This is a genomic window from Streptomyces sp. NPDC046335 (assembly GCF_055587985.1).
In genome coordinates this window covers 71898-95658 of sequence record NZ_JBVJFF010000007.1, presented here as the reverse complement: position 1 = coordinate 95658, position 23761 = coordinate 71898, and the positions used below count along the sequence as shown (strand labels likewise).

The window sequence follows — 23761 nt, the reverse complement described above, 5'->3', positions numbered from 1 at the left end:
CTCGCTCCCATAGTAGTTACGTACAGCGTACGTAGTGGGGTACGGTGACGGCATGACTTCTACGTACGCCGTACTTAGTGAAGGGCTGGAGAAGCGCTTCGGCTCCGGCGGCTCGGCCGTCCACGCGCTGCGCGGCCTTGACCTCGCCGTCGCCGAGGGGAGCGTGTGCGGACTCCTCGGCCCCAACGGCGCGGGCAAGACGACCGCGGTCCGGGTGCTGACCACGCTCCTCGCGCCGGACGCGGGGACGGTGCGGGTCGCGGGCCACGACGTGGTGCGCGACCCGGCCGCCGTGCGCCGCCGCATCGGGGTCACCGGGCAGTACGCCTCGGTCGACGGCGATCTGACCGGCCGCGAGAACCTGCGGCTCTTCGCCCGGCTACTGAGGGCGCCCCGCGCGCGGGCCGACGAACTCCTGGAGCGGTTCGGGCTCACCGACGCGGCGGAGCGGCCCGCGCGCACGTACTCCGGCGGCATGCGGCGCCGCCTCGACCTCGCGGCGAGCCTGATCGTGCCGCCGGCCGTGCTCTTCCTCGACGAGCCGACCACGGGCCTCGACCCGCACAGCAGGAACGGCATCTGGGACACCGTGCGCAAGCTGGCGGGCGAGGGCACGACAGTGCTCCTGACCACGCAGTATTTGGAAGAGGCGGATCAGCTCGCCGACGAGGTGGTGCTGATCGACGGCGGGCGCGCGGCCCACTGCGGCACGCCCGCCGAGCTGAAGGCGCGGATGGGGAGTTACGCGGAGGTCGTCGTCACGGAGGCCGCGGCCGTGCCCGCCGCGGCGCTGGTGCTCGACCAGTTGACCGGCGCCGAGCCGGTCCTGGACACGGAGCGGCGGACGGTCGGCGCGCTCTCCCTGGACCCGGCCCTCACGCTGCCCCGCCTGGTCCGGGAGCTGGACGCCGCGGGGGTGCCGCTCCTGGACGTGAGTCTGCGGGCCCCGACGCTCGACGACGTCTTCCTGCGCCTGGTCCCGTGAACCGCGCGCCCGCCCACCCCTCTTCCCCCGACTCCGGAGGTCTCCCCATGAGCGCCATCCTCTACGACGGCTCCGCCATGCTCGGCCGGCATCTGCGGCGCGTCCGGCACGCTCCCGCCATCCTGGTCATGACCCAGACGATGCCCATCGTCTTCCTGCTCTTCTTCGGCTACGTCTTCGGCAGCGCCCTCGCGATGCCGGGCTCCGACTACCGCGCCTACCTGGTGCCGGGCATGCTCGTCGCGACCGCCGCCAACGGCATCATGACCGGGATGTTCACCGCCGCCCAGGATTCCCACCGAGGAGTGATGGACCGGCTGCGGACGCTGCCGGTGAGCCGTGCCGCGGTACCGCTCGGGCAGGCCGCGGCCGATCTGGTCACCACGGCGGTGGGTCTTGTGCCGCTGATGCTCGTCGGCCTGGCGATGGGGTGGCGGATCGAGGGCGGCGTGCTCGCCGCGGTCGGCGCCTTCGGCCTGCTGCTGCTCTTCCGGTTCACGGCGACGTGGATCGGCATCCTGCTCGGACTCGTGTCGCGGAGCGAGGAGGCGGCGGGGCAGTTGGGCGGCGCGACGTTCATCCTGCCGCTGCTGTCGAACGCCTACATCCCGACGGACGACATGCCCGGCTGGCTGAGGACGCTCGCCGAATGGAATCCGATCAGCGCGGTGGCGACGGCGATCCGCGACCTCTTCGGCAACGCTTCCGTTCCGACGGATGCGGCCTGGCCGGTCGCTCACCCCGTGGCGGGCTCGATCGCGTGGTGTCTTGTTCTGCTGGCGCTGTGCGTGCCGACGGCCGTGCGCCGGTACGCGCGCGGGTGAGAACCGGCGGGTGACGAGACGTCAGCCGACGGCGGATGACGGGGCGTTCCGGGGGTACGGGGCGTGGCGGGAGATGCGGGTGTGGCGTGGGTGAGGACGTGGACGGGGGACGAGGGGGAGCGGGTGGGTGGGAAAGATCCGCCGCGGAGCGGCGGCTCAGTCCCGGGGACCACCCGTGCTCAGCGTCCGCCGAAAAGCGAGCGCCGCAGCCTGCGCAGTGGCGCGAAGAGCGAGACATGCCTCACTCGAACACCCCTGCTGCTACGGGCGTGCGCGGCGTCACGTGAAGTCAGCTCACGCATCAGCAGCGTCGCCTCGTGCGACTCGCGCTGCGGAACGGCAGGGCCGCCCAGCACCGAGAGATGGCGGTCGAGGCGCGAGCTGGTCGCACTGCTCCCACACGTGATCGCAGGGACACGCGCCCTGCTGCGCACCGTTATCTGTTCCATGTCACTCCCCACCCGTACGAGGGCACCCGGCCCAGGGCAAGTTAACCCTATCGCCCCATCGCGACACCCGTGTATCCCGGTGGCAGGATTCACCTTCCCCGTAAGGAGGTTGACAATTAGCCTCTGAATCTGACTGATTCCAGGGCGAGTTGGACATATGGCGTAGCGGACGGGTCGACGTGGGCTATCTCACGTCGCTACTTTTGTGGAGAAACGCACCGTTGCGGATGGGGGCGCCCCGTGAGCCAGCCAGAGCGCGTGATCGCCGGGCGGTACCGGCTCCTGTCGCCGCTGGGCGAGGGCGGCATGGGCACCGTGTGGCAGGCCCGTGACGAAGTGCTCGGCCGTGAGGTCGCCGTCAAGGAGGTGCGCGCGCCCGCCGGGCTCCCGGCGAGCGAGGTCGACCGGCTCTACGCCCGCCTCGAACGGGAGGCCTGGGCCGCCGCCCGTATCCCGCACCGCAACGTCGTGACCGTCTACGACGTGGCGATGGAGGAGGGCCGCCCCTGGATCGTCATGGAGCTCGTGCGGGGCCTCTCGCTGTCCGACGTGCTCGACGCGGAGGGCGCCCTGCCCCCGCAGCGCGCCGCCCGCGTCGGCGCCGAGGTGCTCGCGGCCCTGCGCGCCGCCCACGACGCCGGGGTCCTGCACCGTGACGTCAAACCGGGCAACGTCCTGATCGCCAACGACGGCCGCGTCGTCCTCACCGACTTCGGCATCGCCATGGTGGAGGGCAGCTCGGCGCTGACGATGACCGGAGAGGTCGTCGGCTCCCCCGAGTTCCTCGCCCCCGAGCGCGCGCTGGGGCAGCGCCCCGGCCCCGCGTCCGACCTGTGGTCGCTCGGCGTGCTGCTCTACGCGGCCGTGGAGGGCAGCACGCCCTTCCGCCAGGACACCCCGCTGAGCACGCTGCGGGCGGTGGTGGACGAGCAGTTGCCGCCCGCGCGCAACGCGGGACCGCTCGCCCCGGTCATCGAGGGGCTGCTGCGCAAGGACCCGGCCGAGCGGATGTCCGCCGCCGACGCCGAGCGCGACCTGCGGCTCGTCGCCGCGGGCGGCAGGCCGTTCCCCGACACCGCCCTCACCCACCAGCCGACCGTCACGAGCGGGCAACGGTTCGGACCGCCGCCGCCCCCCGCCCCGCTGCCCGGCACGTCATCGCAGCCCGTCACCCGGGAGTCGGGCACGGCCGACGCGGACCGCGGGCGCCGCGCGCTCGTCCTGCTCGTCGCGGGGCTCGTGGTGCTGGCCCTGACGGTCGGCGGGATCGCGTACGCCCTGCTGGGCCGCGACGACGACGGCGGTGGGAACAACGGAGGCAGCTCGTCCGGCAGCACCGACGGCGGCGGGTCCGGCGGCGGCAAGAGCGAGGGCGGCGGCTCGTCGGAGGGGTCGAACGGCTCGTCCGGCAGCGGCTCGTCCGACGGCGACGGCTCATCGGACGGCGGCGGTGACGACGGCGGCTCGACGAACGGCGGCAGCGGAGGGAACGGCGGCGACGGCGGGAAGACCACCGCACCGGCGCAGAGCGTGAAGGTGCGGGTCGACGGCGCCCGTACCCGGTACGAGGGCGCCTGTCCCCCGGCGGCGGGCCAGGCGCCGTCGTTCACGGCCACCTTCACGGTGGGGCGTGTTCCTGCCGATGTGCAGTACCGCTGGGTCACCAGGTCCGGGCAGTCGAGCGACCCGGGGTGGAAGACGCTGCCGTTCTCCTCGGGCGGCGCCAAGACGCGGCAGGTCGACCACACGGAGACGGGGTACGGAACCGGGTCGGACACCTGGACGAACTCGGTCCACGTGCAGGTGCGCGGCCCCGCCGCCGCGACCTCGAACTCCGTGGAGTACTCGGTGACGTGCGAGGACGGGGAGGAGACCCCGACGGACGGGGCCTCCTACACGCCGAACGCGTACGCGCGGCCCGATGAGGTCAGGCGGCCGAGGTGAAGACGGGGAGGTAGCCACCGGACTGTCCGGCGGCCTTGGGGTGGTAGGACTCACCGATGTTGAGGATGTTCAGGCTGTGCAGCCAGGGGCTGCTGGAGCAGATCTCGTGCCCGCTGAAGGTGCCCGTGACGTCGCCGAAGGTGAAGCCGTGGTCGGCGGCGCGCTTGGCGGTGGCGGTGTTGAGGTGGTCCGCGGCGCCGTTGATGGCGGCGCGCTCACGCTCGGAGAGGCCGGCCGCACAGCTTCCGCTGAGCTTGTAGAAGCGGGGGTAGCCGAGGACCACCACATGGGCGGCGGGAGCCTTGGCGCTGATCGCCGAGTACACCTTGTCGAGGTTGCCGGGGAGTGTGGAGTCGACGTACGAGCGGGCCTGGTCGATGCGCGCCAGGCAGCTGCTCTCGGACTGCAGGACACAGGTCATCATGACGTCGGCGAAGCCCGCGTCGTTGCCGCCGACGGAGATGGAGACGAGGCCGGTGCCGGAGCCGAGCGGGCCGAGCTGACCGGAGAGAACATCACCCGTACGAGCGCCCGAGCACGCCGTGAAGTTGAAGCTGGAGGGTGAATGCGCGGCTGCCCAGAGGGCGGGGTAGGCCTTGGTGCTGCGCTTGCAGGCGCCGCTTCCGCTGTCGTAGCTGCCGGCGCCGACGCCGGACGAGTACGAGTCACCGAGCGCCACATAGCCGGTGGCCGCCTGGTTGTCGGCGGACGGAGCCGCGTGAGCCGCCGCCGCCCCGGTGAGGGTGAAGGCGATCGCGAGGAGGAGCGAGGACATGTATGCCGTGATTCGGGACAATCTCATGGAGCCTCCCTTAGCAGGATTTCCGCTCCCCTGTGGTAGCACGCCGTTCCGCTTGTCGATAGTGTGCATGTCAATAACTTCATCGTTAATTCCCCTGCGCACGCGCGTAGTTCACCTCCCGTCACACCGGCGTGGCGAGGAACATCCGCACCTCCCCTCGGCGTCTTGACGGCTCGCCTGACGCTGCGCCACATTGAAGCCCGGCATCCGGCGCGTCGGGGGGCGAAGTCGCCAATGCAGACCATCAGGAGCAAGGCGCCGACAACGGGCGCGCCGCGGCCGTCCGCGGAGGACCGGGCGCGGGACCTGCTGCCGCTGATCGCGGGAGCGGCCGTCGCCGTGGGCGGTGTCGGCGCGATGCTCGCGCTCGTCGGCCTCGACTCACCGCTGCGCGGCCCCTTCACGCTGTTCTTCCTGATCGCCGCGCCGGGCGCGGCGATCGCCACCGCGCTGCGGGCACTCGAACCGTGGGGCAGGACCGTGGCCGCCGTGGCCGGGTCCTTCGCCGTCAACATGCTCGTGGCGCAGGTCATGCTGGCGCTGCACATCTGGTCGGTGCGCGGCGGTGTCGTCGCCGTGACCGTCCTGAGCGCCCTCGCCCTGGTGCTCCCCGAGGCGAGGCGGCTGCGCGGCCGTCTGGCGAGAAGGTGGACTTCCTGACGTGGACATAACCGTGCACCGTCCCGGTGAGCTGACCGCCGCCGACCGCGCGGCGTGGACCGCCCTTCAGTCCAAGGCACACCTCAACGGCTCGCCGGAGCTGGCCAACCCCTTCCTGTCCCCCGAGTTCGCCCTGTCCATGGGGCACGAGCGGCGCGGGGTGCGGATCGCGGTCGCGCGTGACGCCGGCGGCCCCGCCGCGTTCTTCCCCTTCCAGCGGACCGTCACGGGCGTCGGCCGCGCCGTCGGCCTGGGCGTCTCGGACTGCCAGGGTCTCGTGCACCGGCCGGGCTTCGACTGGGACGCCAGGGAGCTGCTGCGGGCCTGCGGACTCGCGGTCTGGGAGTTCGATCACCTCGTGAGCGGCCAGCGGCCGTTCGAGGCGAGCGTGCGCGGCGCCTTCCCGTCCCCCGTCATGGACATTGATCACGGGTACGAGGTCTATCTCGGCCAACTGCGGGAGCGCTCCCCGAAGTTCACGCGGACCACGCTGGCCAAGGAGCGCAAGCTCGGCCGCGACCACGGCCCCGTGCGCTACGTGCACGACGAGCGCGATCCGCGGGCCCTGGCCGCCCTGATGGGGTGGAAGTCGGCCCAGTACCGCAGGACGGGCCGCAGCGACCGCTTCGCGCACCCGTGGATCACCCAGCTCGTGCACCGCCTCTTCCACTCCCGGAGCGACTCCTTCGCCGGGATCCTGTCGGTGCTCTACGCGGCGGACGTCCCGGTCGCGGCGCACTTCGGGCTGCGCAGCGAGCGCGTACTCGCGTGCTGGTTCCCGGCGTACGACCCGGCGTTCTCGAAGTACTCGCCCGGCCTGGTGCTGCATCTGCGCATGGCGGAGGCGGCCGCCGCCGACGGCATCGCGTACCTCGATCTCGGCCGCGGCCAGAAGGAGTACAAGGACTCCCTCAAGACACGCGAACTCGACGTCTTCGAGGGCAGGGTGGCACTGCGTCACCCGGTGGCATTCGGACACACGGTGCGACGGGCACCTGTCAGGGCACTGCGCAATACCGTTCTGTCCAGGCCAGAATTGTTTGTTCCGGCCGACAAGCTGCTCAAGCGGATGGGTAAAATCCGATCGCACAGCAAGGAATAGAGCAGTCCGAATGTGATCGCATAGATCACTCAAATCATGAAAAACGTGAGGCCACGTTCCAGGTCTTGCCATACAGTCTCAATCATCAATACCGTCGTACATTCACCCGCAACGGTCCATCACGCAATGCGATCTAGGGGAGGGCTCGAGATCGCGATGGTTCCGGTGCGGGGCGCGGTAGGGGGGTGCCGTGCCCGGCGATCGCTCCATGCCCGGGTCACGTCCCGCGCAATGCCAGCTCATTCGGCATGCACGGAGATCTATTTCGTCATGCTCGTGTGAGAACCCCCCTTTCGAACCGGATCAATTACCGGACTGCCCGGGGGCGGGCCGTCCACCGGACGAGAGGGACCACCGGACTCATGACTTCTTTTGTGCGCCCGGCAGATGCCGGGCAAGACCCGTTAGACGAGATCTCGCGCGACTACCGGCCGATCTCCACTCACTTGGCGATCACTCCGCCGGTGAGCGTGGTGATTCCCGCCATGAACGAAGCGGAGAATCTGCCCTACGTATTCAAGACGCTGCCCGACTGGATCCACGAGGTCGTTCTCGTGGACGGGAACTCCACCGATGACACCGTGGCCGTCGCCCGTGAGCTGTGGCCGGACGTGAAGGTGGTCCGCCAGCTCGGCAAGGGCAAGGGCGACGCCCTGATCACCGGCTTCGCCGCGTGCACGGGCGACATCATCGTGATGGTCGACGCCGACGGCTCGGCCGACGGCCAGGAGATCGTCTCGTACGTCTCCGCCCTCGTCTCGGGCGCGGACTTCGCCAAGGGCTCCCGGTTCGCCAACGGCGGCGGCACGGACGACATGACGCCCATACGCAAGCTCGGCAACCATGTGCTGTGCTCCGTCGTCAACGCCAAGTTCGGGGCTCGTTACACCGACTTGTGCTACGGATACAACGCGTTCTGGCGGCACTGCCTGGACAAGATCGAGATCGACTGCACCGGCTTCGAGGTGGAGACCCTGATGAACATCAGGGTCGTGAAGGCCGGCCTCAAGGTCCAGGAGATTCCCAGCCACGAGTACCTCCGGATCCACGGCGCCAGCAACCTCCGTGCCGTCCGCGACGGAATACGCGTACTGAAGGTGATACTGAACGAGCGCTCGAACCGCCCCAAGCGCGGTCCGCGGCCCAAGGCCGCCCGTGGCCTCCCCTTCCGCACCGGCCGGGGAGAGGTGTCTTGAGCACGGAGATCTCCGTGGTGATCTGCGTGTACACCGAGGACCGCTGGGAGGACATCCTCGCGGCGGTCTCCTCGGTGGGCGCGCAGTCACTGCCTGCCCTGGAAACCCTTCTCGTGGTCGATCACAACGCCACGCTCCTGGAGCGGCTGGCCGGGGAGTACAAGGAGACCGAGGGAGTGCGGGTGCTCGCCAACGCGGGTCCGCGCGGCCTCTCGGCGGGACGCAACACCGGCATCGCGGCATCGCGCGGCTCCTTCATCGCCTTCCTCGACGACGACGCCGTCGCCGAGCGGGACTGGCTGCGCCACTTCGCCGAGGGGTTCGAGGACCCGCGGGTCCTCGCCGTCGGCGGGCGCACCATGCCGCTGTGGGAGTCCAGGCGGCGGCCCGTCTGGTTCCCCGAGGAGTTCGACTGGGTCGTCGGCTGTACGTACAAGGGGCTGGCCCCGGGGCGGGTCCGCGTGCGCAACGTCCTCGGGGGGAACGCCGCGTTCCGGCGCTCCGCCTTCGACGTCGCAGGCGGCTTCGCGACCGGCATCGGACGTGACGGCGACAAACGGCCGCTCGGCTGCGAGGAGACGGAGTTCTGCATCCGCCTCACCCGCGCCGAACCGGACGCGGTCCTGCTCATCGACGACCGCTCGGTGATCCACCACCGGGTGCCCGCCGCGCGGGAACGGTTCCGCTACTTCCGCACCCGCACCTACGCCGAAGGCCTCTCCAAGGCCCTGGTCGCCCGGAGCGTCGGCGCCGCCAAGGGCCTGGAGTCCGAGCGGCGCTACACCACGCGCGTCCTGCCGGCCGGGGTCGCCCGCGGCCTGCGGGACGCCGTGCTCGGGCGGCCAGGCGGCGCGGGACGGGCGGGCGCCATCGTGGCCGGGGTCGTCACCGCCGCCGGGGGCTACGCCCTCGGCAGCCTCCGCGCCCGCCGCGGAGGCGCCACGTTCTCCGTGGTGGAGATCCCCGAGGGCGCCGTCGGCACCGCGGGGAAGCCGGGGAGCGGGGACAGGGAAGGCACGGCCGGTGAGGGGGCCGCAGCATGAGTCCGGAGCCAGAGCCCGTGCCGATCCTGATGTACCACTCGGTGGCGCGGGCGCCGAACGAGGCGACGCACGATCTCTCGGTGTCGCCCGACGCGTTCGCCCACCAGATGGAGGTGCTCGGTGAGCGGGGCTTCACACCGCTCACGACCGCCCGGCTCGCGGCGGCCTGGCGCTCCGGACGGCCCCTGCCCGAGCGCCCCGTCCTGATCACCTTCGACGACGGTTACGAGGGCGTCCACCGGTACGCGCTGCCCGCGCTGGCCAAGCACGGCTTCGCCTCCACCCTCTTCGTCTCCACCGGCTGGCTGCGCGGCGCCCACGACACCGGCGGCGGCCTCGACCTCATGCTCGACTGGGACCAGGTGCGCGAACTGGCCGCCGCGGGCACCGAGATCGGCGGCCACAGCCACACCCATCCCGAACTCGACCAGCTCCCCGACGCCGAACTGCGCGCGGAGCTCCTGCGCTGCCGGGACATCGTCGCCGACGAGCTGGGCACCCGGCCCGCCTCGTTCGCCTACCCGTACGGCTATTCGAGCCGCCGGGTGCGCACCAGTGTGCGGGAGGCGGGCTTCGCCCAGTCGCTCGCCGTCGGCAACTCCCTGGCCCGCCGCTCCCAGGGCCCGTACGCGATGCGGCGGGTCACCGTGCGACGCTCCACCGGGACCGAGGAGTTCGAGCGGCTCGTGGAAGGCCGCGCGATGGTCCGCAATTTCGCCAGGGACCGCACCCTCACCAAGGGGTACGCCATGATCCGCAGAGCCCGACAGGTCCGCCGGAAGGCAATCCGTACCCGTGTCTGACACGACCACCGCCAAATCCGGCGTCGCCGGCTCCGCGAGCGGCGGCGAACAGCCGCCGTCCGGCAAGTCCGGCAGGCCGCGCAGAATGCGCCTGCCGGGCACGGACGGCGGCAGTCCGCTGTTCCGCAACGCCTACGCCCTGATGCTCAACACGGGCATCTCGGGCGTGCTCGGCGTCGGCTTCTGGCTGGCCGCCGCCCGCTACTACTCGGAGTCGGCGGTCGGCCAGGGCTCGGCCGCGATCGCGGCGATGAAGCTCCTCGCGGGCCTCACCGCCGTGACGCTGACCGGCGCCCTGGCGCGGTTCATCCCCATCGCGGGCCGCGCCACGGGCAGACTGATCTTCCGTACGTACGCGGGGAGTTCGGTGGCCGTGGCGCTCGCCGCGGTGGTCTTCCTGCTCACGCTGGACCTGTGGGGCCCCTCTTACCGCTTCCTGCACGGTCCTGTGCACGGCGTCGGGTTCGTGCTCGCCGTCGTCGCCTGGTCGGTGCTCACCCTCCAGGACGGCGTGCTCACCGGGCTGCGCAACGCGCTGTGGGTACCGGTCGGCAACACCGTCTTCTCGGTCGCCAAGCTGGGGCTGCTCATCGTCATGGCCGCGGCCATCCCCACCGCGGGCGTCTTCGTCTCCTGGGTCGCCTCGATCGCGGTGTCGGTGATCCCGCTGGGCTGGCTGGTCTTCCGGCGCCTCGTGCCGCGCCATGTGAAGGCCACCGACGGCAAGGCGAAGCCGCCCACCCTGCGCGAGATCGGCCGTTTCCTGGCCGGCGACTACACCGGCTCGCTCTTCTCGCTCGCCGTCGTCTATCTCGTCCCCGTCATCGTCGCCTCGCAGGTCAGCTCGGTCGACAACGCGTACTTCTACATCACCACCACCATCGGCGGCACCGTCAACCTCCTCGCCATCAACATGGGTGCCTCGCTGACCGTCGAGGGCGCGCACGACCCGGCGCTGCTCGCCGCCAACACCCGCGCCGCGCTGCGCCGGATGGCGATGATCATGCTGCCGGTGTGCGGCATCCTCTTCGTGGCGGCGCCGTTCGTCCTGAGCATGTTCGGCCAGGCGTACGCGGACGCCGCCACTCCGCTGCTGCGCTGGTTCGCCGTGGGGGCGCTCCTGCGGGTCGTCATGGAGACGTACTTCGCGGTGCAGCGCGCACAGAGCAAGACCTCCGGGATCGCCTGGCTGCAAGGTCTGCTCTGCGTCCTGGTCCTCGGCCTCACGCTGCTCCTGCTGCCGCGGATGGGCCTGACCGGGGCGGGCATCGCGGAGATCTCCAGCCTCGCGGTGATCGTGGCGATCGCCGCGCCCAAGCTGTACCGCGTGACGCGCGCCGCACCCGCGGACCGGCCCGCCGCGGGCCCGGCCGCTGACGGGGATCTCGCCGACCTCGGGACCCGCGACGCCCCGACGGTGCAGATGCGCCGCCCCGCCCCGGCCGACGGCAAGGAGCGCCACGGGCCCGCGTGGGCGCTGCGGGAGTCGCTGGACTCGGACACGCTGCATCTCGCCGTACAACTGGACTTCGACCACCCGGAGCGCAGGCCCGACGTGCGGCCGGGCCCGGGCACACCCGCCGCCGGCACGGCGGCACCACCGGAAACGCCCGCGGAGAGCGAGGGGGACGACATGGACCACCGGCCCACGTGGGCGCTGAGAACCCCGGCCGCCGGGGACGAGAAGCCGCCCGTGGAGGAACCGCCCCTCGAAGAGCCGCTCATCGAGGAGCCGCCCCTGGAGGAACCTCTCCCCGAAGAGACGCCCACGCCCGCCGAGGACGGCGCTCCCCCGCGTGCGCGCCGCCGACACGTCCTGGTCATGGCGCTGCTCCTGGCCCTCGCGCTCGCCCTGTACTGGGTTCCCGTGCTCGGCATGGGCGACGCGGACCTGGAGGACATGGGCGGGCTCGGCCTGATCTCCGTGCTGCCGAAGGCGACGCTGCTCGGCGCCGCCCTGCTGATCGTCGTCTTCGCCGTGCTGCTCTGGATGGACCGGCCGATCAGAAGCCTGCTCCTGCTGACGCTGCTCGCCACGGTGGTGTCGCTGCACGCGCTGCCCGCGGTCATCGAGACCGAACCGCGGTTCGCCACGGCCTGGCAGCACCTGGGCTTCATGGAGTACATCGACAGGACCGGCACCGCCGTGCCCGACCTCGACGCGCGCTGGAGCTGGCCGGGCTTCTTCGCCGCGGCCACGTTCGTCGCGAAGGCGTGCGGCGTCTCGGACATGACCGAGGTCATCCGCTGGTGGCCGACAGTCATCCAACTGCTGTACCTGGCCCCGCTGTTCCTGCTCGTACGCTCGATGCGGGCGGCCTGGCGCGCCAAGTGGGCGGGGCTGTGGATCTTCGTCCTGAGCGGCTGGGTCGGCCAGGACTACTTCTCCCCGCAGGGCTTCACGTACCTGCTCTACCTCGCCTTCATCGCCGTACTCATGGTCTGGTTCCGCGCCCCGCGCGTGCTGTGGACCAAGCGGCGCCCGGGCGAGCTGGAGGTCGAGCCGACGGGCCGCTCCGAGCGCGCCGTACTGCTCCTGGTCCTCATCGCTCTCTTCGTCGCGTCGGTCGCCGCGCACCAGCTCACGCCGTTCGTGATGCTCGGCGTCCTCACCGTGCTCGTCCTCGTCGGCCGCTCGGAGCTGCGCGGCCTGCCGGTGCTCTTCGGTGTGATCGTCGTCGTCTGGCTCGGCTTCCTCGCCGAGCCGTACTGGTCGGGGCACTTCGACGAGCTGTTCGGCGGAGTCGGGGGCGTCGGCGGCAATGTGTCCTCGTCGGTCTCCGGACGCATCGAGGGCGGCAGTTCCACGCACCAGCTCGTGCTGTACGCGCGCGTGGCGATGGCCGGCGGCGTGGTGGCGTTCGCCTGCTGGGGCTGGTGGCGGCGGCGCTTCTACAAGTACAGCGAGCGCTCGCTCCTCGTCCTCACCTTCGTGCCGTTCCTCGGCTTCGGCATGCAGTCCTACGGCGGCGAGATGGCGCTGCGTGTCTTCATGTTCGCGCTGCCGGGCGCGGCCCTGCTCGCCGGGCTCGCGCTCTTCCCCAGGGCGGGCCTGACGGCGGATGAGCGGGACCGCGACCGGGTGAGCCTCGCGCCGCTGGCCGCGCTGATGGCCGGGCTCGTCCTGATGGGCGGCTTCCTGGTGGCACGCTGGGGCAACGAGCCCTTCGAGCGGATCCGCCCCGGCGAGGTCGCGGCCATGGAGTACGTGTACGCGCACGACGACCCGACGGTACGGCTGCTGTGGATGAGCAACGACACGGTCAACAACGTCACTCCCGCCATGCCGTGGGGCGCCCGTGACATGGAGAAGGTGGAGTACGTTCCCACGCTCGCGCCCGCCGATCCGGTCCTGGTCTCCGGCCTGGTGAAGGCGCTCAAGGACGCGGGCCCCAACTCGTACCTGATGATCAACCGCAGCCAGACGACCTACCTGGAGCTCGACGCGGGCTACTCCACGTCGTGGCAGCCGCGGCTCATCCAGCACCTGGACGAGCGCAAGGAGCTGAAGAAGGTCCTCACCAACGACGACGCGACCATCTACGGCATGCGCGGGCAGCCGGACGGCGAGGCCGCGGCGGCCGACCCGGGGCCGGTCGGGCCGAAGGTGACGTGGACGCCGTGGTCGGTCGTGGGGGCGCTCGCCTTCGTGGCGCTCGCGCTGCTGCTCTCGGCGCGCGAGATGGTGCGGGTCGCGGCGGCGCCGAGCGTGCGGCAGCAGCGGTGGCTCCAGAGCAGCTTCTGGTTCTCGCTGCCGCTCCTCGCGGTGCTGCTCGCCTCGCTGATCCAGCGGTTCGTGACGATGGCGTAAGCCCGGGTACGAGGTGGAGCGGCTCAGCGTTCGAGCCACTTCACCTCGTACCCGGCCATGTCGAACCGCTCGCCGTCGACCTTCGCGCTGATGGCGCGGTCCAGGGTGTTGACCACGAGGACGGCCTTGTCGTCGGCGAGGACGCGGACGTTGGGCCGGTCGTCGGCGGCGACCGCCACCTTCCGGAAGCTGGTGCCGGGCCCGAACTCCGCGCCGAACCGCTCGATGAGCTCCAGCATGGGCAGTCCGGTGCCGCCGTCCGCGCGCTGGGTGGGCGTCCACAGACAGCCCGCGCACGAGGCGCCCCTCTTCTGCGGGTTCCAGTAGAAGCCGCTGGTGGCGCCGCCCTTGGCCATGCCCATCAGGCCGGACGCCTGGACGGCGACGCGGTGCGGCTCGGACCAGTCGTCGCGGTTGTCCTTGCTGTCGCCGGGCTCCACGTAGTACTCGGCCCACCACAGGGGCAGGTTTCCGGTGCGCTTGCGGACCCACTTGCCCACGGCCGTGAACTTTTCGGTGGCCTTGAACTCGTCGGGCAGCATCTCGTCGTCCGCGGTGTAGCTGGAGCCGTCGACGACGACGAAGTCCGCGCCCTTCTTGTGCTTGTTCCAGTACTCGAAGGCGTCGAGGACGCGCTGGTCCAGGCGGCCCCAGGCGCCTTTGACCTGCGAGGCGTCCGTGGTCTGGCGCGGGTGGACGCTGTCCATCACGAGGTAGGGGCCGCCCACCATGATGTCCTTGTCGACCTTCTTGAGCTCCTGGTAGACGCGGTTGTACAGCTCGGTGTACCCCTCGTGGTCCCAGCGGCCCTCCTCGTTGTTCCAGAAGCCCTTGAACTCGTTCCAGACGATGAAGTGACGTACGTCCGGGTAGCGCTTGGCGACGGTCGCGGCGAGCTTCGCGAAGTCGTCGTAGTGCTCGCGGTCCGGCGCGGTCTCCAGGGCCTGCCGGCTCCAGTCGGTGCTGTCCGCGCCCGGCTTGCCGCCCTTCATCCAGTCCGGGGCGCAGCACAGCGTGACGACGGGGACGCCCTCGCTCTCCCGGACGAAGTCGATGCGGCGGTCCATCTCGGAGAAGTCGTAGCGCCCCTCGACCGGTTCCGGGTTGCCCGCGCCCCAGCCCATGATGTGCTGGATCTGCGGGACGGGCCGCCGCTGGTCCGCGAGCTCGGCGCGGACGCGGTCGACCGCCTTGTCCTCGCCCTGGTCGGCGCTGTACTGGGTGTGGGTGAAGCCCCAGCCCACGGCCGATCCCGTGCTGTCGGGAGGGACGGCGGGCGTGCCGTGCACCTTGTCGCCGTCGGGAGTGGTGCCCGCGGTGCTGCCGTCGCCGGGCAGCGTGTTGACCAGAGTGATGACCAGGGCCAGAGCGGCCGCACCAATGCCGAGCAGTGCGGTGAGCCTCCACCGCAGTGCTGTAGAAACCCACCCATGACGTCCCATCAGCGACAAGCGTATCGGCGTACCCGGATGGCGGGACAGGTTCCGGACACAGCTCTGTAACGGGCGCGGCACCGGTCTCCACTCGGGGGGCGGGGGAACACGCGGCGGAAACCGGGTGCAAGGAGAGGCGTCCGTGCCGGATCATGTCGGCATGGCCAACCTTCACGACGCCCTGCCGATCCGGCTGAACGTCGATGACAGCGACTCCCCGTCGGATGTCGTGGACGCGCTGTTCCTCGGCCGCTTCACGACGGGTGAGCAGCCCTTCTCGCACAGCGTCACCATCGATCGCGTCAAGTCCGGTTCGACGCTGCTGCCCCCGGGGGCCGAGATCCTGCGGTCCGCCCGCGACGACGACCGCAGCGCGACGCTCGCCGAGGGCGGTGGCTGGACCCTGCTGGTCTCCCGCTGGAACCGCGGCGCCGACGTCACGGTGACGGCGACCAGCCAGGAGCTCGCGGAGAAGGTCCTGAAGCAGGCGACGGACGGCGCGCAGGACGAACCCGAGCCGCAGCCGGAGAACGTGAGCATGGGGTTCTGGTACGTCTCGCCGCGGCGCGGCCCGTACCGCACGTCCCGGCAGATCTCGGCCGGCACGTGGGAGGAGGTGCGGCCCAACTACACCGCGCCGGTCGCCGACGCCATGGACAAGCTGATGAAGACGGCCCCCGAGGACATAGCGGGCCGCCTGCTGCTCCTGCACGGCCCGCCGGGCACGGGCAAGACGTCGGCGCTGCGGACGCTCGCCCGCTCCTGGCGCGACTGGTGCCAGGTGGACTGCGTCCTCGACCCGGAGCGGCTCTTCAGTGACGTCGGCTATCTGATGGACATCGCGATCGGCGAGGACGACGGCACGGCGAAGGGCCGCTGGCGGCTGCTGCTCCTGGAGGACTGCGACGAGCTGATCAGGGGCGAGGCGAAGCACACGGCGGGCCAGGCACTCTCCCGGCTGCTCAACCTCACCGACGGTCTCCTCGGCCAGGGCCGCAACGTCCTGGTCGGCGTCACGACCAACGAGGACCTGGAGCGGCTGCACCCCGCCGTGGTCCGCCCCGGCCGCTGTCTGGCCCGCATCGAGGTGGGCGCGCTGACCCGCCCCGAGGCGGTGGAGTGGCTCGGCACGGACGAGGGCGTGGGCCGCGAAGGGGCCACCCTCGCGGAGCTGTACGCGCTGCGGCGCGGCACGGCACCGACCTCGGTGCCAGGCCAGCGGGAGGGCGCGGACTCGGGTCTCTACCTGTAGCGGCGGGCTACCGCGGGGCTCCGTACGCCGCCCGCAGGGCCTCCCGTACGGCGGCGAGCGCGTCCTCCTCGCCGAGGCCGAGCCGCCGGGCCCGCTCGGCGAACGCCTGGGCCGCGGTGGACGCCTCCCGCGCGGCGGCGTCCCCCGCGGCGGCGACGAACGTGCCGTTCCGTCCCCGGGTCTCGACGACCCCGTCGGCCTCCAGGCTCCGGTAGGCCTTGGCCACGGTGTTGGCCGCGAGCCCCAGCTCCTGGGCGAGGCCCCGCACCGTGGGCAGTTTGTAGCCGACCGGCAGCGCCCCCGACCGTGCCTGCCCGGCGATCTGGGCCCGCACCTGCTCGTACGGCGCTGCGCTCGCGCCCCCGTCGATGTCGATCTTCAAAGTCACGGAAGCGATTGTCCCGCACGGCACGGCCCCTGCCGCCTCCCGGCGGAAAAATGGGAGGCCCCCGGCGCGGCGCGCGCGTACCGTGCGGCTCCATGACTGTGATCGTCCGTGCCCTGGACCCCAGCAGCGCCTGCGCCGCAGCGGACGCCGCGGGCTTCGCCGCCGTACGCAGGGCCTGTGTGCCCGCCATGCTCGCGACCCCCGAGTCGATCGCGTTCGACCGGGCGCGCTCCCATCCGGACGCGCACTACCGGCAGTTGATCGCCGAGCGCGACGGCGAGGTGATCGGCACGGCCCAGGTGGGCATCGCCCACGACAGCCCGGAGCCCGGCCAGGGCTTCGCCAACGTCTACGTCCACCCGGAGCGGCTGGGCGCCGGCGCCGGGACGCTGCTGCTGCGCACGGCCGAGGAGCACCTGGCGCACGCGGGGGCGCGGACGGTCTACTCCTGGGTGCTCGACGAGCCCGCGCACCTCGCCTTCGCGGCCCGGCGCGGCTACCGCGCGAGCCGCCGCGCGCACTTCCTCCGCCTTGACCTGGTGCACGGCTCGCTGCCGCCGCGCCGTGAGCCGCCCGCCGGGGTGGAGCTGGTCAGCGGATCGGTGTACGCGGACGACGCGCGGCCCCTGTTCGCCCTCGACGCGGAGACCGTGGCGGACGAACCCGGTGACGTGGCCGCGGAGTTCACGGACTACGGGCACTGGCTCGCCGAGACCTGGCAGCACCCGCTGGTCAGCCAGGAGCTCACCACGGTGGCCCTGGTGGAGGGCCGGCCCGCCGCGTTCAGCCTGGCCCGCACGGACGGCGCGGGCCGCTACGCGTCCGGGATGACGGGCACCGCGCGCGCCTTCCGCGGCCGCGGACTCGCCAAGCTCGCCAAGAACGACTCCCTGCACCGCGCCCGCGCGGCCGGCTGCGCCGAGGCGTTCACCGGCAACGACGCGGACAACGGCCCGATGCTGGCGATCAACAAGTGGTTCGGTTACGAGATCTGCGCGACGGAGGTGCGCCATGTCCGCGACTTCGGCTGACGACAGGGCCACGGTCCGCGCCCCCTGGGCGGCTCCCGGCGTCCGCGACTTCGGCTTCGTGCGCTTCGAGCCGGGCGACGTCTTCACCGAGCACTACTGGCGCGACCGCTGGTACGCGGCCGACGGCACCCTGAAGGGCTGGTACTGCGACGTGACCCGGCCCGCCGTCCGCGAGGGGGCCGTCCTCACGGTGGAGGACCTGGACCTCGACCTGTGGTGCTCCGCCGACGGGACGGCCGTACCGGGGTCTGGATCAGAAAGCGCGTCCACTTAGGTCTACGGACCGGCTTACGTGGACATCGGTAAGGCAGGGAGGCAGCCATGCGCCGAGTGACCGTGCACAAGCCCGTGAGCAAAGCCGTCAGCCGTCGAGTGCGGGAACGCCAGGAGAATGAGGCCACCCCGCGCGAGAGGCCCGAGGTCCGCAAGGACGTCCAGCGGACCTGGTGGCCGGACGGGTGAGAGGCCCTCAGCCTCCGTGGAGCCGCTTGCGGTAGTGCACGCGGTCGTAGGGGCCGTCGAGGCGCCGCTCCACGAGGTCGTATCCGTAGCGGGGGTAGATCTTCTGGTTCTCCCACATCAACGCGTTGGTGTAGAGCCGGATCTCGCCGAGCCCCAGTGACCGTGCGTGGGCGTCCACGAAGGCGAGCAGCCGGCGGCCCACTCCCCGGCCCGCGGCGTCGGGGTGGACCGCGATCGACTCCAGGAAGAGATGGGCGTCCTCGCCCGGTGCGGTGACCGGGACGAGGACGAGCAGTGCGACGACCGGGTCCCCGGTCACATGCACCCGCCCCTCCGCCACATCGGCCGCGTGGTCCGCCTCCATCGGGGCGGGGCGGCGCCCGATGCGTTCGATGTAGTGGTGGTACGCCGCGTCCGTCACCGCCCGTACGGCGGGGATGTCGGCGGCGGTGGCGGGGCGGATGTCCGTGAACTGTTGTGTCGTCTCGGTCATGCCTCCACGTCTACGTCACGGCGGCGGGCCCGCACCAGCGCCTTCTTCAACAACGGCCAGGCCACGATCAGGACGATGAGGCCATAGACGGTGAGGGAGAACGGTGTGTCGACGAGGCCGCCGACGCTGCCGTCGCTGATCTGGAGGGCGCGGCGCAGCTGCTGCTCGGCGTTGGGGCCGAGGATGACGCCGATGACCGCGGGCAGGATGGGCAGCCCGTAGCGCCGCATGCCGAAGCCGATCAGGCCGATGACGAGCAGGATGACGAGGTCGACCGGTTCGCCGCCGACCGCGTAGGCGCCGACCGCCGCGAAGAACAGGATGCCCGCGTAGAGGTAGGGCCGCGGGATGCGCAGCAGCTTCGCCCAGACCGGGGCCAGCGGCAGGTTGAGGGCGAGCAGCAGCACCATGCCGACGAAGAGCGAGGCGATGAGGCCCCAGACGAGGTCGGGTTCGCGTTCGAAGAGCAGCGGGCCCGGCTGGATGCCGTACTGCTGGAAGGCGGCGAGCATCACGGCGGCGACGGCGGTCGTGGGCAGGCCGAGCGTCAGCATGGAGACGAGGGTGCCGGCGGCAGAGGCGGAGGCGGCCGACTCGGGGCCCGCGACGCCTTCGATGGCGCCCTTGCCCCACTCGTCCTTGTGCTTGGACAGGCGCTTCTCGGTGACGTAGGAGAGGAACGTCGGGATCTCCGCGCCGCCCGCCGGGATCGCCCCGAAGGGGAAGCCGATGAAGGGGCCGCGCAGCCAGGACTTCCAGGTGCGCCGCACATCCGCCTTGCCCAGCCAGGGGCGGCCCACGGGGATCGCCTCGCCGCCGGTGCGGCGCAGGTGCGCGGCGACCCAGAGGGCCTCGCCGATCGCGAAGAGGCCGACCGCGACGATCACCACGTCGACGCCGTCGGCGAGCTGGAGCGAGCCGAAGGTGAGCCGTTGCTGCCCGGTCATCTGGTCCAGGCCCACCAGGCCGATGGTGAGGCCGATGAGCAGCGAGGCGAGGCCCCGGATGCGGGAGGAGCCGAGGACCGAGGTCACGGCGATGAACGCGAGGACCATGATCGCGAAGTAGTCGGGCGCGCCGATGTCCACGGCGAGGTCGGCCACGGTCGGCGCGAGGGCGACGAGAAGTAGCGTGCCGATCATGCCGCCCGCGAAGTGCCCGATGGCGGCGGCCGCGAGGGCTTGTGCGCCCCGCCCCGCCCTGGCCATCGGGTGGCCTTCCATGGCCGCGACGACGGCGGCGCTCTCACCGGGGGTGTTGAGCAGGATCGAGGTCGTCGAGCCGCCGAACATCGCTCCGTAGTAGATGCCGGCGAACATGATGAAGGCGCCGGTCGGTTCGAGGCCGTACGTCACGGGGAGCAGCAGGGCGACGGCCATCGCGGGCCCGATGCCGGGCAGTACGCCGATCGCGGTGCCCAGGAGCACGCCGATGGCCGCCCAGAGGAGGTTGACCGGGGTGAGGGCGGTGCCGAAGCCGCCCATCAGGGAGTTGAAGGCGTCCATGTCACAGCACTCCCATCAGGGGGCCGCCCGGCAGCGGAACGCCGAGCAGGTTGTTGAAGACCTCGTACGTGACCACGGAGAGCCCGGCGGCGATCAGCGGATCGCGGTGGAGGTGGCGGCTGCCGAGGGCGTAGGCGGAGCCCCAGAAGAGCAGGGCGCCCGCGATGGGGAAGCCGAGTGGTTCGATGAGGACGGCGGTGGCGAGGAAGACGCCCGCGAGGAGCAGGACGGTCCGCCAGTCGGCCGGTTCGGAGAGGTCGATGTCCTCGCCGCCCTCGGCCTCGCCGCGTCCGCCGCGCAGCACGTCGACGGCGAGCAGGACGGCGACGACGAGCAGTCCGATGCCGACGGCGATCGGCACGGTCTTGGGGCCGATGGGGCCGCGCTGGGCGATCTCCACGTCCATGGTGAGCGCGTCGACGAGGACGATCGCGCCGAGGGCGAGCAGCAGGACGCTGACGCCGAGTTCGGAGTGCTCGCGCAGCCAGGAGCGGCGGGAGCGCGTGTCGCCGCCTTCGGAGGTGGTGTCGGGGGCGCCGCTGGAGGTGGCGTCGGGCGTGGTCACAGTCCCAGCTCCTTCAGCACGGACACCACACGCTTGTCCTGGGCGTCGAGGAAGTCGCCGAACTCGTCACCGGCCAGGAAGGCGTCGTCCCAGCCGTTGGTCTTGAGGGACTTCTTCCACTCCGGCGAGGCGTGCAGCTTTCTGACGAGGGTGGTGAGCTTTTCGCGCTCGGCGTCACTGAGTCCGGGCGGGGCGACGATGCCGCGCCAGTTGGTGAAGTCCACGTCGTAGCCGGACTCCTTGAGGGTGGGCCCGTCCAGGCCCTTGACCCGCTTCGGTCCGGTGACGGCGAGGAGCCTGAGCTCCCCCGACTTGATCTGGTCCAGGTACTCGCCGACCCCGGAGACGCCGAAGGCGACCTTGCTGCCGAGGATGGAGGCGAGGAGTTCGCCGCCGCCGTCGAAGGGCACGTAGTTGACCTGCTTCGGGGCGATCCCGGCGGCGCGTGCCATCAGCATCGGGGCGAGGTGGTCGGGCCCGCCGGGCGAGGAGCCGCCGCCCACGGGCAGCTTGCCGGGGTTCTTCTTCCACGCCCCGATGAGCTGGTCGATGGTCTTGTACGGGGAGTTCTTGGCGACCACCACGACGTCCTGCTCCTCGGTGAGCCGGGCGATCGGCGTGGTGTCGCCGAGGCTCTTCGGGGAGTGGTTGGAGCGGGCGGCGCCGACGACACCGAGGCCCATGGACATGGCGAGCTTGCCGTTGCCGTGCTCGCCGACGAGGCGGGCCAGGCCGACGGTGCCGCCCGCGCCGGGCAGGTTGTACACCTCGATGTTGTGGGTGAGCCCGGCGTCCTCGGCGTTCTTCGCCGCGGTGCGTGCGGTGATGTCGTAGCCGCCGCCGGGCGTGTTGGGGACCATGAATCGCAGGCCGGGGATCTGTGTGCCGGTGTCGGCGCCGCTGCCCGCGGTGAGCAGTGGCGGCGCCACGAGCACGAGGAGGGCGGCCCCGATCAGGGCGAGGGGTGTGCGCAGCCGCACGTGTGCCACCACCTGTCGGTACGTTGAGGGGGGCGCCGGGGGAAGACGCTCCGGGGGACGGGGATGTGAGGTGGCCCACATGTTGCCCGGGCGTTAACAACCTGTCTCTCTTCCGGAACCAACGGACGTTGTGGTCCTTGTGGTCGCGCCCATAGCCTGCGGCGATGACAAGGGTCCTGGTCGTGGACGACGACTTCATGGTCGCCAGGCTGCACAGCAGGTACGTCGCCACGGTGGACGGCTTCACGGTGGTCGGCGTCGCCCACAGCGGGGCGGAGGCGGTCGGCGCGGCGGAGCGGCTGCGCCCCGACCTCGTCCTCCTCGACGTCTACCTGCCCGACATGGACGGCATCGCGGTGCTGCGGGAGCTGCGGGCCGCGGAGGAGCGCGACCCGGGGCGGCAGCCGGTGGACGCGCTGTTCATCACGGCCGCGCGGGACGCGGAGATCGTACGGGCCGCGCTGCGGGCGGGCGCCCTGCACTATCTGATCAAGCCGTTCAACCGGGCGGCGCTCCAGGAGCAGCTTCGGCACGTGGCGGCGGTGCGGGCGCGGCTCGACGGCCTCGCGGAGGCCCGCCAGGAGGACGTCGACCGCATCTTCGGCACCCGGCCGCCGGGCTCCCGCGGACTCCCCAAGGGCCTCGCGGCGCACACCGCGGAGCTGGTCGAGCAGACGCTGCGCGAACACCCCGGCGGCCTCTCGGCCTCGGAGTGCGCGGCGGCCGGCGCCCTCTCCCGCGTCAGCGCCCGCCGCTACCTGGAGTTCTTCGTGGACACGGGGCGCGCGGACGTGACGCTGCGGTACGGGGGGACGGGGCGGCCCGAGCGGCGCTACCGGTGGGTGGGGTGAGCGGCGGTGTCACCGAAACGGGCATCACGGGCGTGACCTGAGCGGAGCCTGAGCCCTCCCTTAACGCGGCCATAAGGATCACCGTGGCCCGCTCCCAGCAGGGGTTTCCGCGGTTTTCAGGGGCTAGTTTTCAACCCCCTGAACCGCCGCCCGAGGAGAACCCCCATGTCCGCTCGTCGCAAGGTCACCGCTGTCGCCGCCGGTGTCGCCCCGCTGGCCCTGACCGCCCTCTCGGTCACACCCGCCGCCGCGCACGGCTCGATGACCGACCCGGTCAGCCGGGTCTCGGCCTGCTTCCAGGAGGGCCCCGAATCCCCGGACTCGGCCGCCTGCAAGGCCGCCGTCGCCGCCAGTGGCACCCAGGCCCTCTACGACTGGAACGGGGTGAACATCGCCAACGCCGCGGGCAGGTCGAAGGAGATCATCCCCGACGGCGAGCTGTGCAGCGCGGGCAACGACAAGTACCGGGGCCTTGACCTGCCGCGCGCCGACTGGCCCTCCAGCAAGCTGTCCGCGGGCGACCACACCTTCCGCTACAAGGCCACCGCCCCGCACCGGGGCTCCTTCGAGCTGTACGTCACGAAGGACTCGTACGACCCGTCGAAGCCCCTGAAGTGGTCGGACCTGGAGGACAAGCCCTTCGCGAAGGTCACCGACCCGAAGCTGGAGAACGGCGACTACGTCTTCGACGGGAAGGTCCCCGCGAAGTCGGGCCGTCACCTCGTCTACTCGATCTGGCAGCGCTCGGACTCCCCCGAGGCCTTCTACACCTGCTCCGACGTCGTCTTCGGCCAGGAGGACAGCGACGGCCCGGCCGGTTCCGCCCCGGCCCCCGTCGCCTCCGCGCCCTCCGAGGCGGACATCGCCGCCGGTGCCGACAAGTCGACGGTCGAGCACCACGGCCACGGCGACGACGACGCGAAGACGGGCGCCGGGGCCACCGCGCCCGCCCCGGCCGCCGAGGACGGTGCCCCGCAGGCGTCCGGCAACGAGCCCGCGGCGAAGGGCGGCGCGGGGAAGCCCGTCACCACCGCCGACGACAGCCTCGCCGAGACCGGCGGTGACGGCACCACCTCGTACATCGCGATCGGCGGGGCCGCCGCGCTGGCCGTCGGCGCCGCGGCGATGTTCACCACGGCCCGCCGCCGGGCCGCCGGACGCCACGGCCGCTGATCGCCGCCT

Annotated in this window: 22 protein-coding genes and 1 pseudogene; 15 read left to right on the top strand and 8 right to left on the bottom strand. The window is 71.6% G+C overall.

Translation table 11 applies throughout. The features are described from left to right. Positions 1 to 52: 52 nt before the first annotated feature. Together ACZ6JY_RS18390 and ACZ6JY_RS18385 are read left to right on the top strand one after the other, a co-directional pair. A complete protein-coding gene (locus ACZ6JY_RS18390; protein WP_469197037.1) occupies positions 53 to 985 on the top strand; it encodes an ATP-binding cassette domain-containing protein in 933 nt (310 codons plus the stop codon). Between the two features lie 47 nt (positions 986 to 1032). Next, on the top strand, positions 1033 to 1809 hold the full coding sequence (locus ACZ6JY_RS18385; RefSeq protein ID WP_469197036.1) for an ABC transporter permease: 777 nt from the start codon (positions 1033 to 1035) through the stop codon (positions 1807 to 1809). Between the two features lie 179 nt (positions 1810 to 1988). Here the strand turns inward: ACZ6JY_RS18385 and ACZ6JY_RS18380 are convergent, their stop codons facing one another. After that, entirely contained in the window at positions 1989 to 2258 is a 270-nt protein-coding gene (locus ACZ6JY_RS18380; protein ID WP_447036488.1) for a hypothetical protein, read from the bottom strand. Between the two features lie 306 nt (positions 2259 to 2564). On the opposite strand from ACZ6JY_RS18380, the gene ACZ6JY_RS18375 reads away from it, so the two are divergent. Continuing rightward, positions 2565 to 4202, top strand: a complete 1638-nt coding sequence (locus ACZ6JY_RS18375; protein ID WP_469197339.1) for a serine/threonine-protein kinase — start codon at positions 2565 to 2567, stop codon at positions 4200 to 4202. Here ACZ6JY_RS18375 and ACZ6JY_RS18370 read toward each other — a convergent pair. Further along, positions 4186 to 5004 (bottom strand): SGNH/GDSL hydrolase family protein, encoded by an 819-nt coding sequence (locus tag ACZ6JY_RS18370; RefSeq protein ID WP_469197035.1) that lies wholly within the window; start codon positions 5002 to 5004, stop codon positions 4186 to 4188. The genes ACZ6JY_RS18375 and ACZ6JY_RS18370 overlap by 17 nt on opposite strands. Positions 5005 to 5238: 234 nt before the next feature. On the opposite strand from ACZ6JY_RS18370, the gene ACZ6JY_RS18365 reads away from it, so the two are divergent. From ACZ6JY_RS18365 to ACZ6JY_RS18340, 6 genes are all read left to right on the top strand, one after another. Beyond that, positions 5239 to 5664, top strand: a complete 426-nt coding sequence (locus ACZ6JY_RS18365; protein WP_469197034.1) for a hypothetical protein — start codon at positions 5239 to 5241, stop codon at positions 5662 to 5664. A gap of 1 nt (position 5665) precedes the next feature. Next, positions 5666 to 6766: a GNAT family N-acetyltransferase gene (locus ACZ6JY_RS18360; protein WP_469197033.1), complete on the top strand. Its 1101-nt coding sequence runs from the start codon at positions 5666 to 5668 to the stop codon at positions 6764 to 6766. A 362-nt stretch (positions 6767 to 7128) separates the two neighbouring features. Continuing rightward, positions 7129 to 7962 (top strand): glycosyltransferase family 2 protein, encoded by an 834-nt coding sequence (locus tag ACZ6JY_RS18355; protein ID WP_469197032.1) that lies wholly within the window; start codon positions 7129 to 7131, stop codon positions 7960 to 7962. Then, a complete protein-coding gene (locus ACZ6JY_RS18350) occupies positions 7959 to 9005 on the top strand; it encodes a glycosyltransferase family 2 protein (protein WP_469197031.1) in 1047 nt (348 codons plus the stop codon). Before ACZ6JY_RS18355 ends, ACZ6JY_RS18350 begins: the two co-directional genes overlap by 4 nt. Further along, positions 9002 to 9808 carry a polysaccharide deacetylase family protein gene (locus ACZ6JY_RS18345; protein ID WP_469197030.1) on the top strand — a complete coding sequence of 269 codons (807 nt, stop codon included), beginning with the start codon at positions 9002 to 9004 and terminating at the stop codon, positions 9806 to 9808. Before ACZ6JY_RS18350 ends, ACZ6JY_RS18345 begins: the two co-directional genes overlap by 4 nt. Continuing rightward, the gene (locus tag ACZ6JY_RS18340; RefSeq protein WP_469197029.1) at positions 9801 to 13619 is read left to right on the top strand and encodes a lipopolysaccharide biosynthesis protein; all 3819 of its coding nucleotides are present in this window, start codon (positions 9801 to 9803) and stop codon (positions 13617 to 13619) included. Before ACZ6JY_RS18345 ends, ACZ6JY_RS18340 begins: the two co-directional genes overlap by 8 nt. Positions 13620 to 13642: 23 nt before the next feature. Here the strand turns inward: ACZ6JY_RS18340 and ACZ6JY_RS18335 are convergent, their stop codons facing one another. Next, a complete protein-coding gene (locus ACZ6JY_RS18335) occupies positions 13643 to 15061 on the bottom strand; it encodes a GH39 family glycosyl hydrolase (RefSeq protein ID WP_469197028.1) in 1419 nt (472 codons plus the stop codon). A gap of 151 nt (positions 15062 to 15212) precedes the next feature. On the opposite strand from ACZ6JY_RS18335, the gene ACZ6JY_RS18330 reads away from it, so the two are divergent. After that, on the top strand, positions 15213 to 16304 hold the full coding sequence (locus ACZ6JY_RS18330) for a DUF5925 domain-containing protein (RefSeq protein WP_469197027.1): 1092 nt from the start codon (positions 15213 to 15215) through the stop codon (positions 16302 to 16304). 7 nt (positions 16305 to 16311) lie between these two features. Here the strand turns inward: ACZ6JY_RS18330 and ACZ6JY_RS18325 are convergent, their stop codons facing one another. Continuing rightward, a complete protein-coding gene (locus ACZ6JY_RS18325; RefSeq protein ID WP_469197026.1) occupies positions 16312 to 16692 on the bottom strand; it encodes a GntR family transcriptional regulator in 381 nt (126 codons plus the stop codon). A gap of 92 nt (positions 16693 to 16784) precedes the next feature. Here ACZ6JY_RS18325 and ACZ6JY_RS18320 point away from each other — a divergent pair, with 92 nt between their 5' ends. The 3 genes and pseudogenes from ACZ6JY_RS18320 (at position 16785) to ACZ6JY_RS18310 (ending at position 18185) form a co-directional block, all read left to right on the top strand. Continuing rightward, the gene (locus ACZ6JY_RS18320) at positions 16785 to 17723 is read left to right on the top strand and encodes a GNAT family N-acetyltransferase (RefSeq protein WP_469197025.1); all 939 of its coding nucleotides are present in this window, start codon (positions 16785 to 16787) and stop codon (positions 17721 to 17723) included. After that, a pseudogene (locus tag ACZ6JY_RS18315) lies at positions 17704 to 17964 on the top strand (ribonuclease FAU-1 family protein); the annotation flags it as partial. The gene ACZ6JY_RS18320 and the pseudogene ACZ6JY_RS18315, both read left to right, overlap by 20 nt. Before the next feature lie 80 nt (positions 17965 to 18044). Further along, positions 18045 to 18185: a hypothetical protein gene (locus tag ACZ6JY_RS18310; RefSeq protein ID WP_469197024.1), complete on the top strand. Its 141-nt coding sequence runs from the start codon at positions 18045 to 18047 to the stop codon at positions 18183 to 18185. Positions 18186 to 18192: 7 nt separating this feature from the next. On the opposite strand, the gene ACZ6JY_RS18305 is transcribed toward ACZ6JY_RS18310, so the two are convergent. From ACZ6JY_RS18305 to ACZ6JY_RS18290, 4 genes are all read right to left on the bottom strand, one after another. Next, entirely contained in the window at positions 18193 to 18678 is a 486-nt protein-coding gene (locus ACZ6JY_RS18305; protein WP_469197023.1) for a GNAT family N-acetyltransferase, read from the bottom strand. Next, a complete protein-coding gene (locus ACZ6JY_RS18300; protein ID WP_469197022.1) occupies positions 18675 to 20183 on the bottom strand; it encodes a tripartite tricarboxylate transporter permease in 1509 nt (502 codons plus the stop codon). Before ACZ6JY_RS18300 ends, ACZ6JY_RS18305 begins: the two co-directional genes overlap by 4 nt. 1 nt (position 20184) lies before the next feature. Continuing rightward, entirely contained in the window at positions 20185 to 20667 is a 483-nt protein-coding gene (locus ACZ6JY_RS18295) for a tripartite tricarboxylate transporter TctB family protein (protein WP_469197338.1), read from the bottom strand. 77 nt (positions 20668 to 20744) lie between these two features. Continuing rightward, on the bottom strand, positions 20745 to 21728 hold the full coding sequence (locus ACZ6JY_RS18290) for a Bug family tripartite tricarboxylate transporter substrate binding protein (protein WP_469197337.1): 984 nt from the start codon (positions 21726 to 21728) through the stop codon (positions 20745 to 20747). A gap of 164 nt (positions 21729 to 21892) precedes the next feature. Here ACZ6JY_RS18290 and ACZ6JY_RS18285 point away from each other — a divergent pair, with 164 nt between their 5' ends. Next, positions 21893 to 22579, top strand: coding sequence for a response regulator (locus ACZ6JY_RS18285; protein WP_469197021.1), 687 nt, complete (start codon positions 21893 to 21895; stop codon positions 22577 to 22579). A gap of 165 nt (positions 22580 to 22744) precedes the next feature. Further along, positions 22745 to 23752, top strand: a complete 1008-nt coding sequence (locus tag ACZ6JY_RS18280) for a lytic polysaccharide monooxygenase auxiliary activity family 9 protein (protein ID WP_469197020.1) — start codon at positions 22745 to 22747, stop codon at positions 23750 to 23752. Positions 23753 to 23761: the final 9 nt, after the last annotated feature.

What these genes read in the sequence shown, in the direction of transcription:
- ACZ6JY_RS18390 (WP_469197037.1), top strand. Translation starts at nt 53, where the DNA reads ATGACTTCTACGTACGCCGTACTTAGTGAAGGGCTGGAGAAGCGCTTC.
- ACZ6JY_RS18385 (WP_469197036.1), top strand. Translation starts at nt 1,033, where the DNA reads ATGAGCGCCATCCTCTACGACGGCTCCGCCATGCTCGGCCGGCATCTG.
- ACZ6JY_RS18380 (WP_447036488.1), bottom strand. Translation starts at nt 2,258, where the DNA reads ATGGAACAGATAACGGTGCGCAGCAGGGCGCGTGTCCCTGCGATCACG.
- ACZ6JY_RS18375 (WP_469197339.1), top strand. Translation starts at nt 2,565, where the DNA reads ATGGGCACCGTGTGGCAGGCCCGTGACGAAGTGCTCGGCCGTGAGGTC.
- ACZ6JY_RS18370 (WP_469197035.1), bottom strand. Translation starts at nt 5,004, where the DNA reads ATGAGATTGTCCCGAATCACGGCATACATGTCCTCGCTCCTCCTCGCG.
- ACZ6JY_RS18365 (WP_469197034.1), top strand. Translation starts at nt 5,239, where the DNA reads ATGCAGACCATCAGGAGCAAGGCGCCGACAACGGGCGCGCCGCGGCCG.
- ACZ6JY_RS18355 (WP_469197032.1), top strand. Translation starts at nt 7,129, where the DNA reads ATGACTTCTTTTGTGCGCCCGGCAGATGCCGGGCAAGACCCGTTAGAC.
- ACZ6JY_RS18345 (WP_469197030.1), top strand. Translation starts at nt 9,002, where the DNA reads ATGAGTCCGGAGCCAGAGCCCGTGCCGATCCTGATGTACCACTCGGTG.
- ACZ6JY_RS18335 (WP_469197028.1), bottom strand. Translation starts at nt 15,061, where the DNA reads ATGGGACGTCATGGGTGGGTTTCTACAGCACTGCGGTGGAGGCTCACC.
- ACZ6JY_RS18330 (WP_469197027.1), top strand. Translation starts at nt 15,213, where the DNA reads ATGGCCAACCTTCACGACGCCCTGCCGATCCGGCTGAACGTCGATGAC.
- ACZ6JY_RS18320 (WP_469197025.1), top strand. Translation starts at nt 16,785, where the DNA reads ATGACTGTGATCGTCCGTGCCCTGGACCCCAGCAGCGCCTGCGCCGCA.
- ACZ6JY_RS18310 (WP_469197024.1), top strand. Translation starts at nt 18,045, where the DNA reads ATGCGCCGAGTGACCGTGCACAAGCCCGTGAGCAAAGCCGTCAGCCGT.
- ACZ6JY_RS18305 (WP_469197023.1), bottom strand. Translation starts at nt 18,678, where the DNA reads ATGACCGAGACGACACAACAGTTCACGGACATCCGCCCCGCCACCGCC.
- ACZ6JY_RS18300 (WP_469197022.1), bottom strand. Translation starts at nt 20,183, where the DNA reads ATGGACGCCTTCAACTCCCTGATGGGCGGCTTCGGCACCGCCCTCACC.
- ACZ6JY_RS18285 (WP_469197021.1), top strand. Translation starts at nt 21,893, where the DNA reads ATGACAAGGGTCCTGGTCGTGGACGACGACTTCATGGTCGCCAGGCTG.
- ACZ6JY_RS18280 (WP_469197020.1), top strand. Translation starts at nt 22,745, where the DNA reads ATGTCCGCTCGTCGCAAGGTCACCGCTGTCGCCGCCGGTGTCGCCCCG.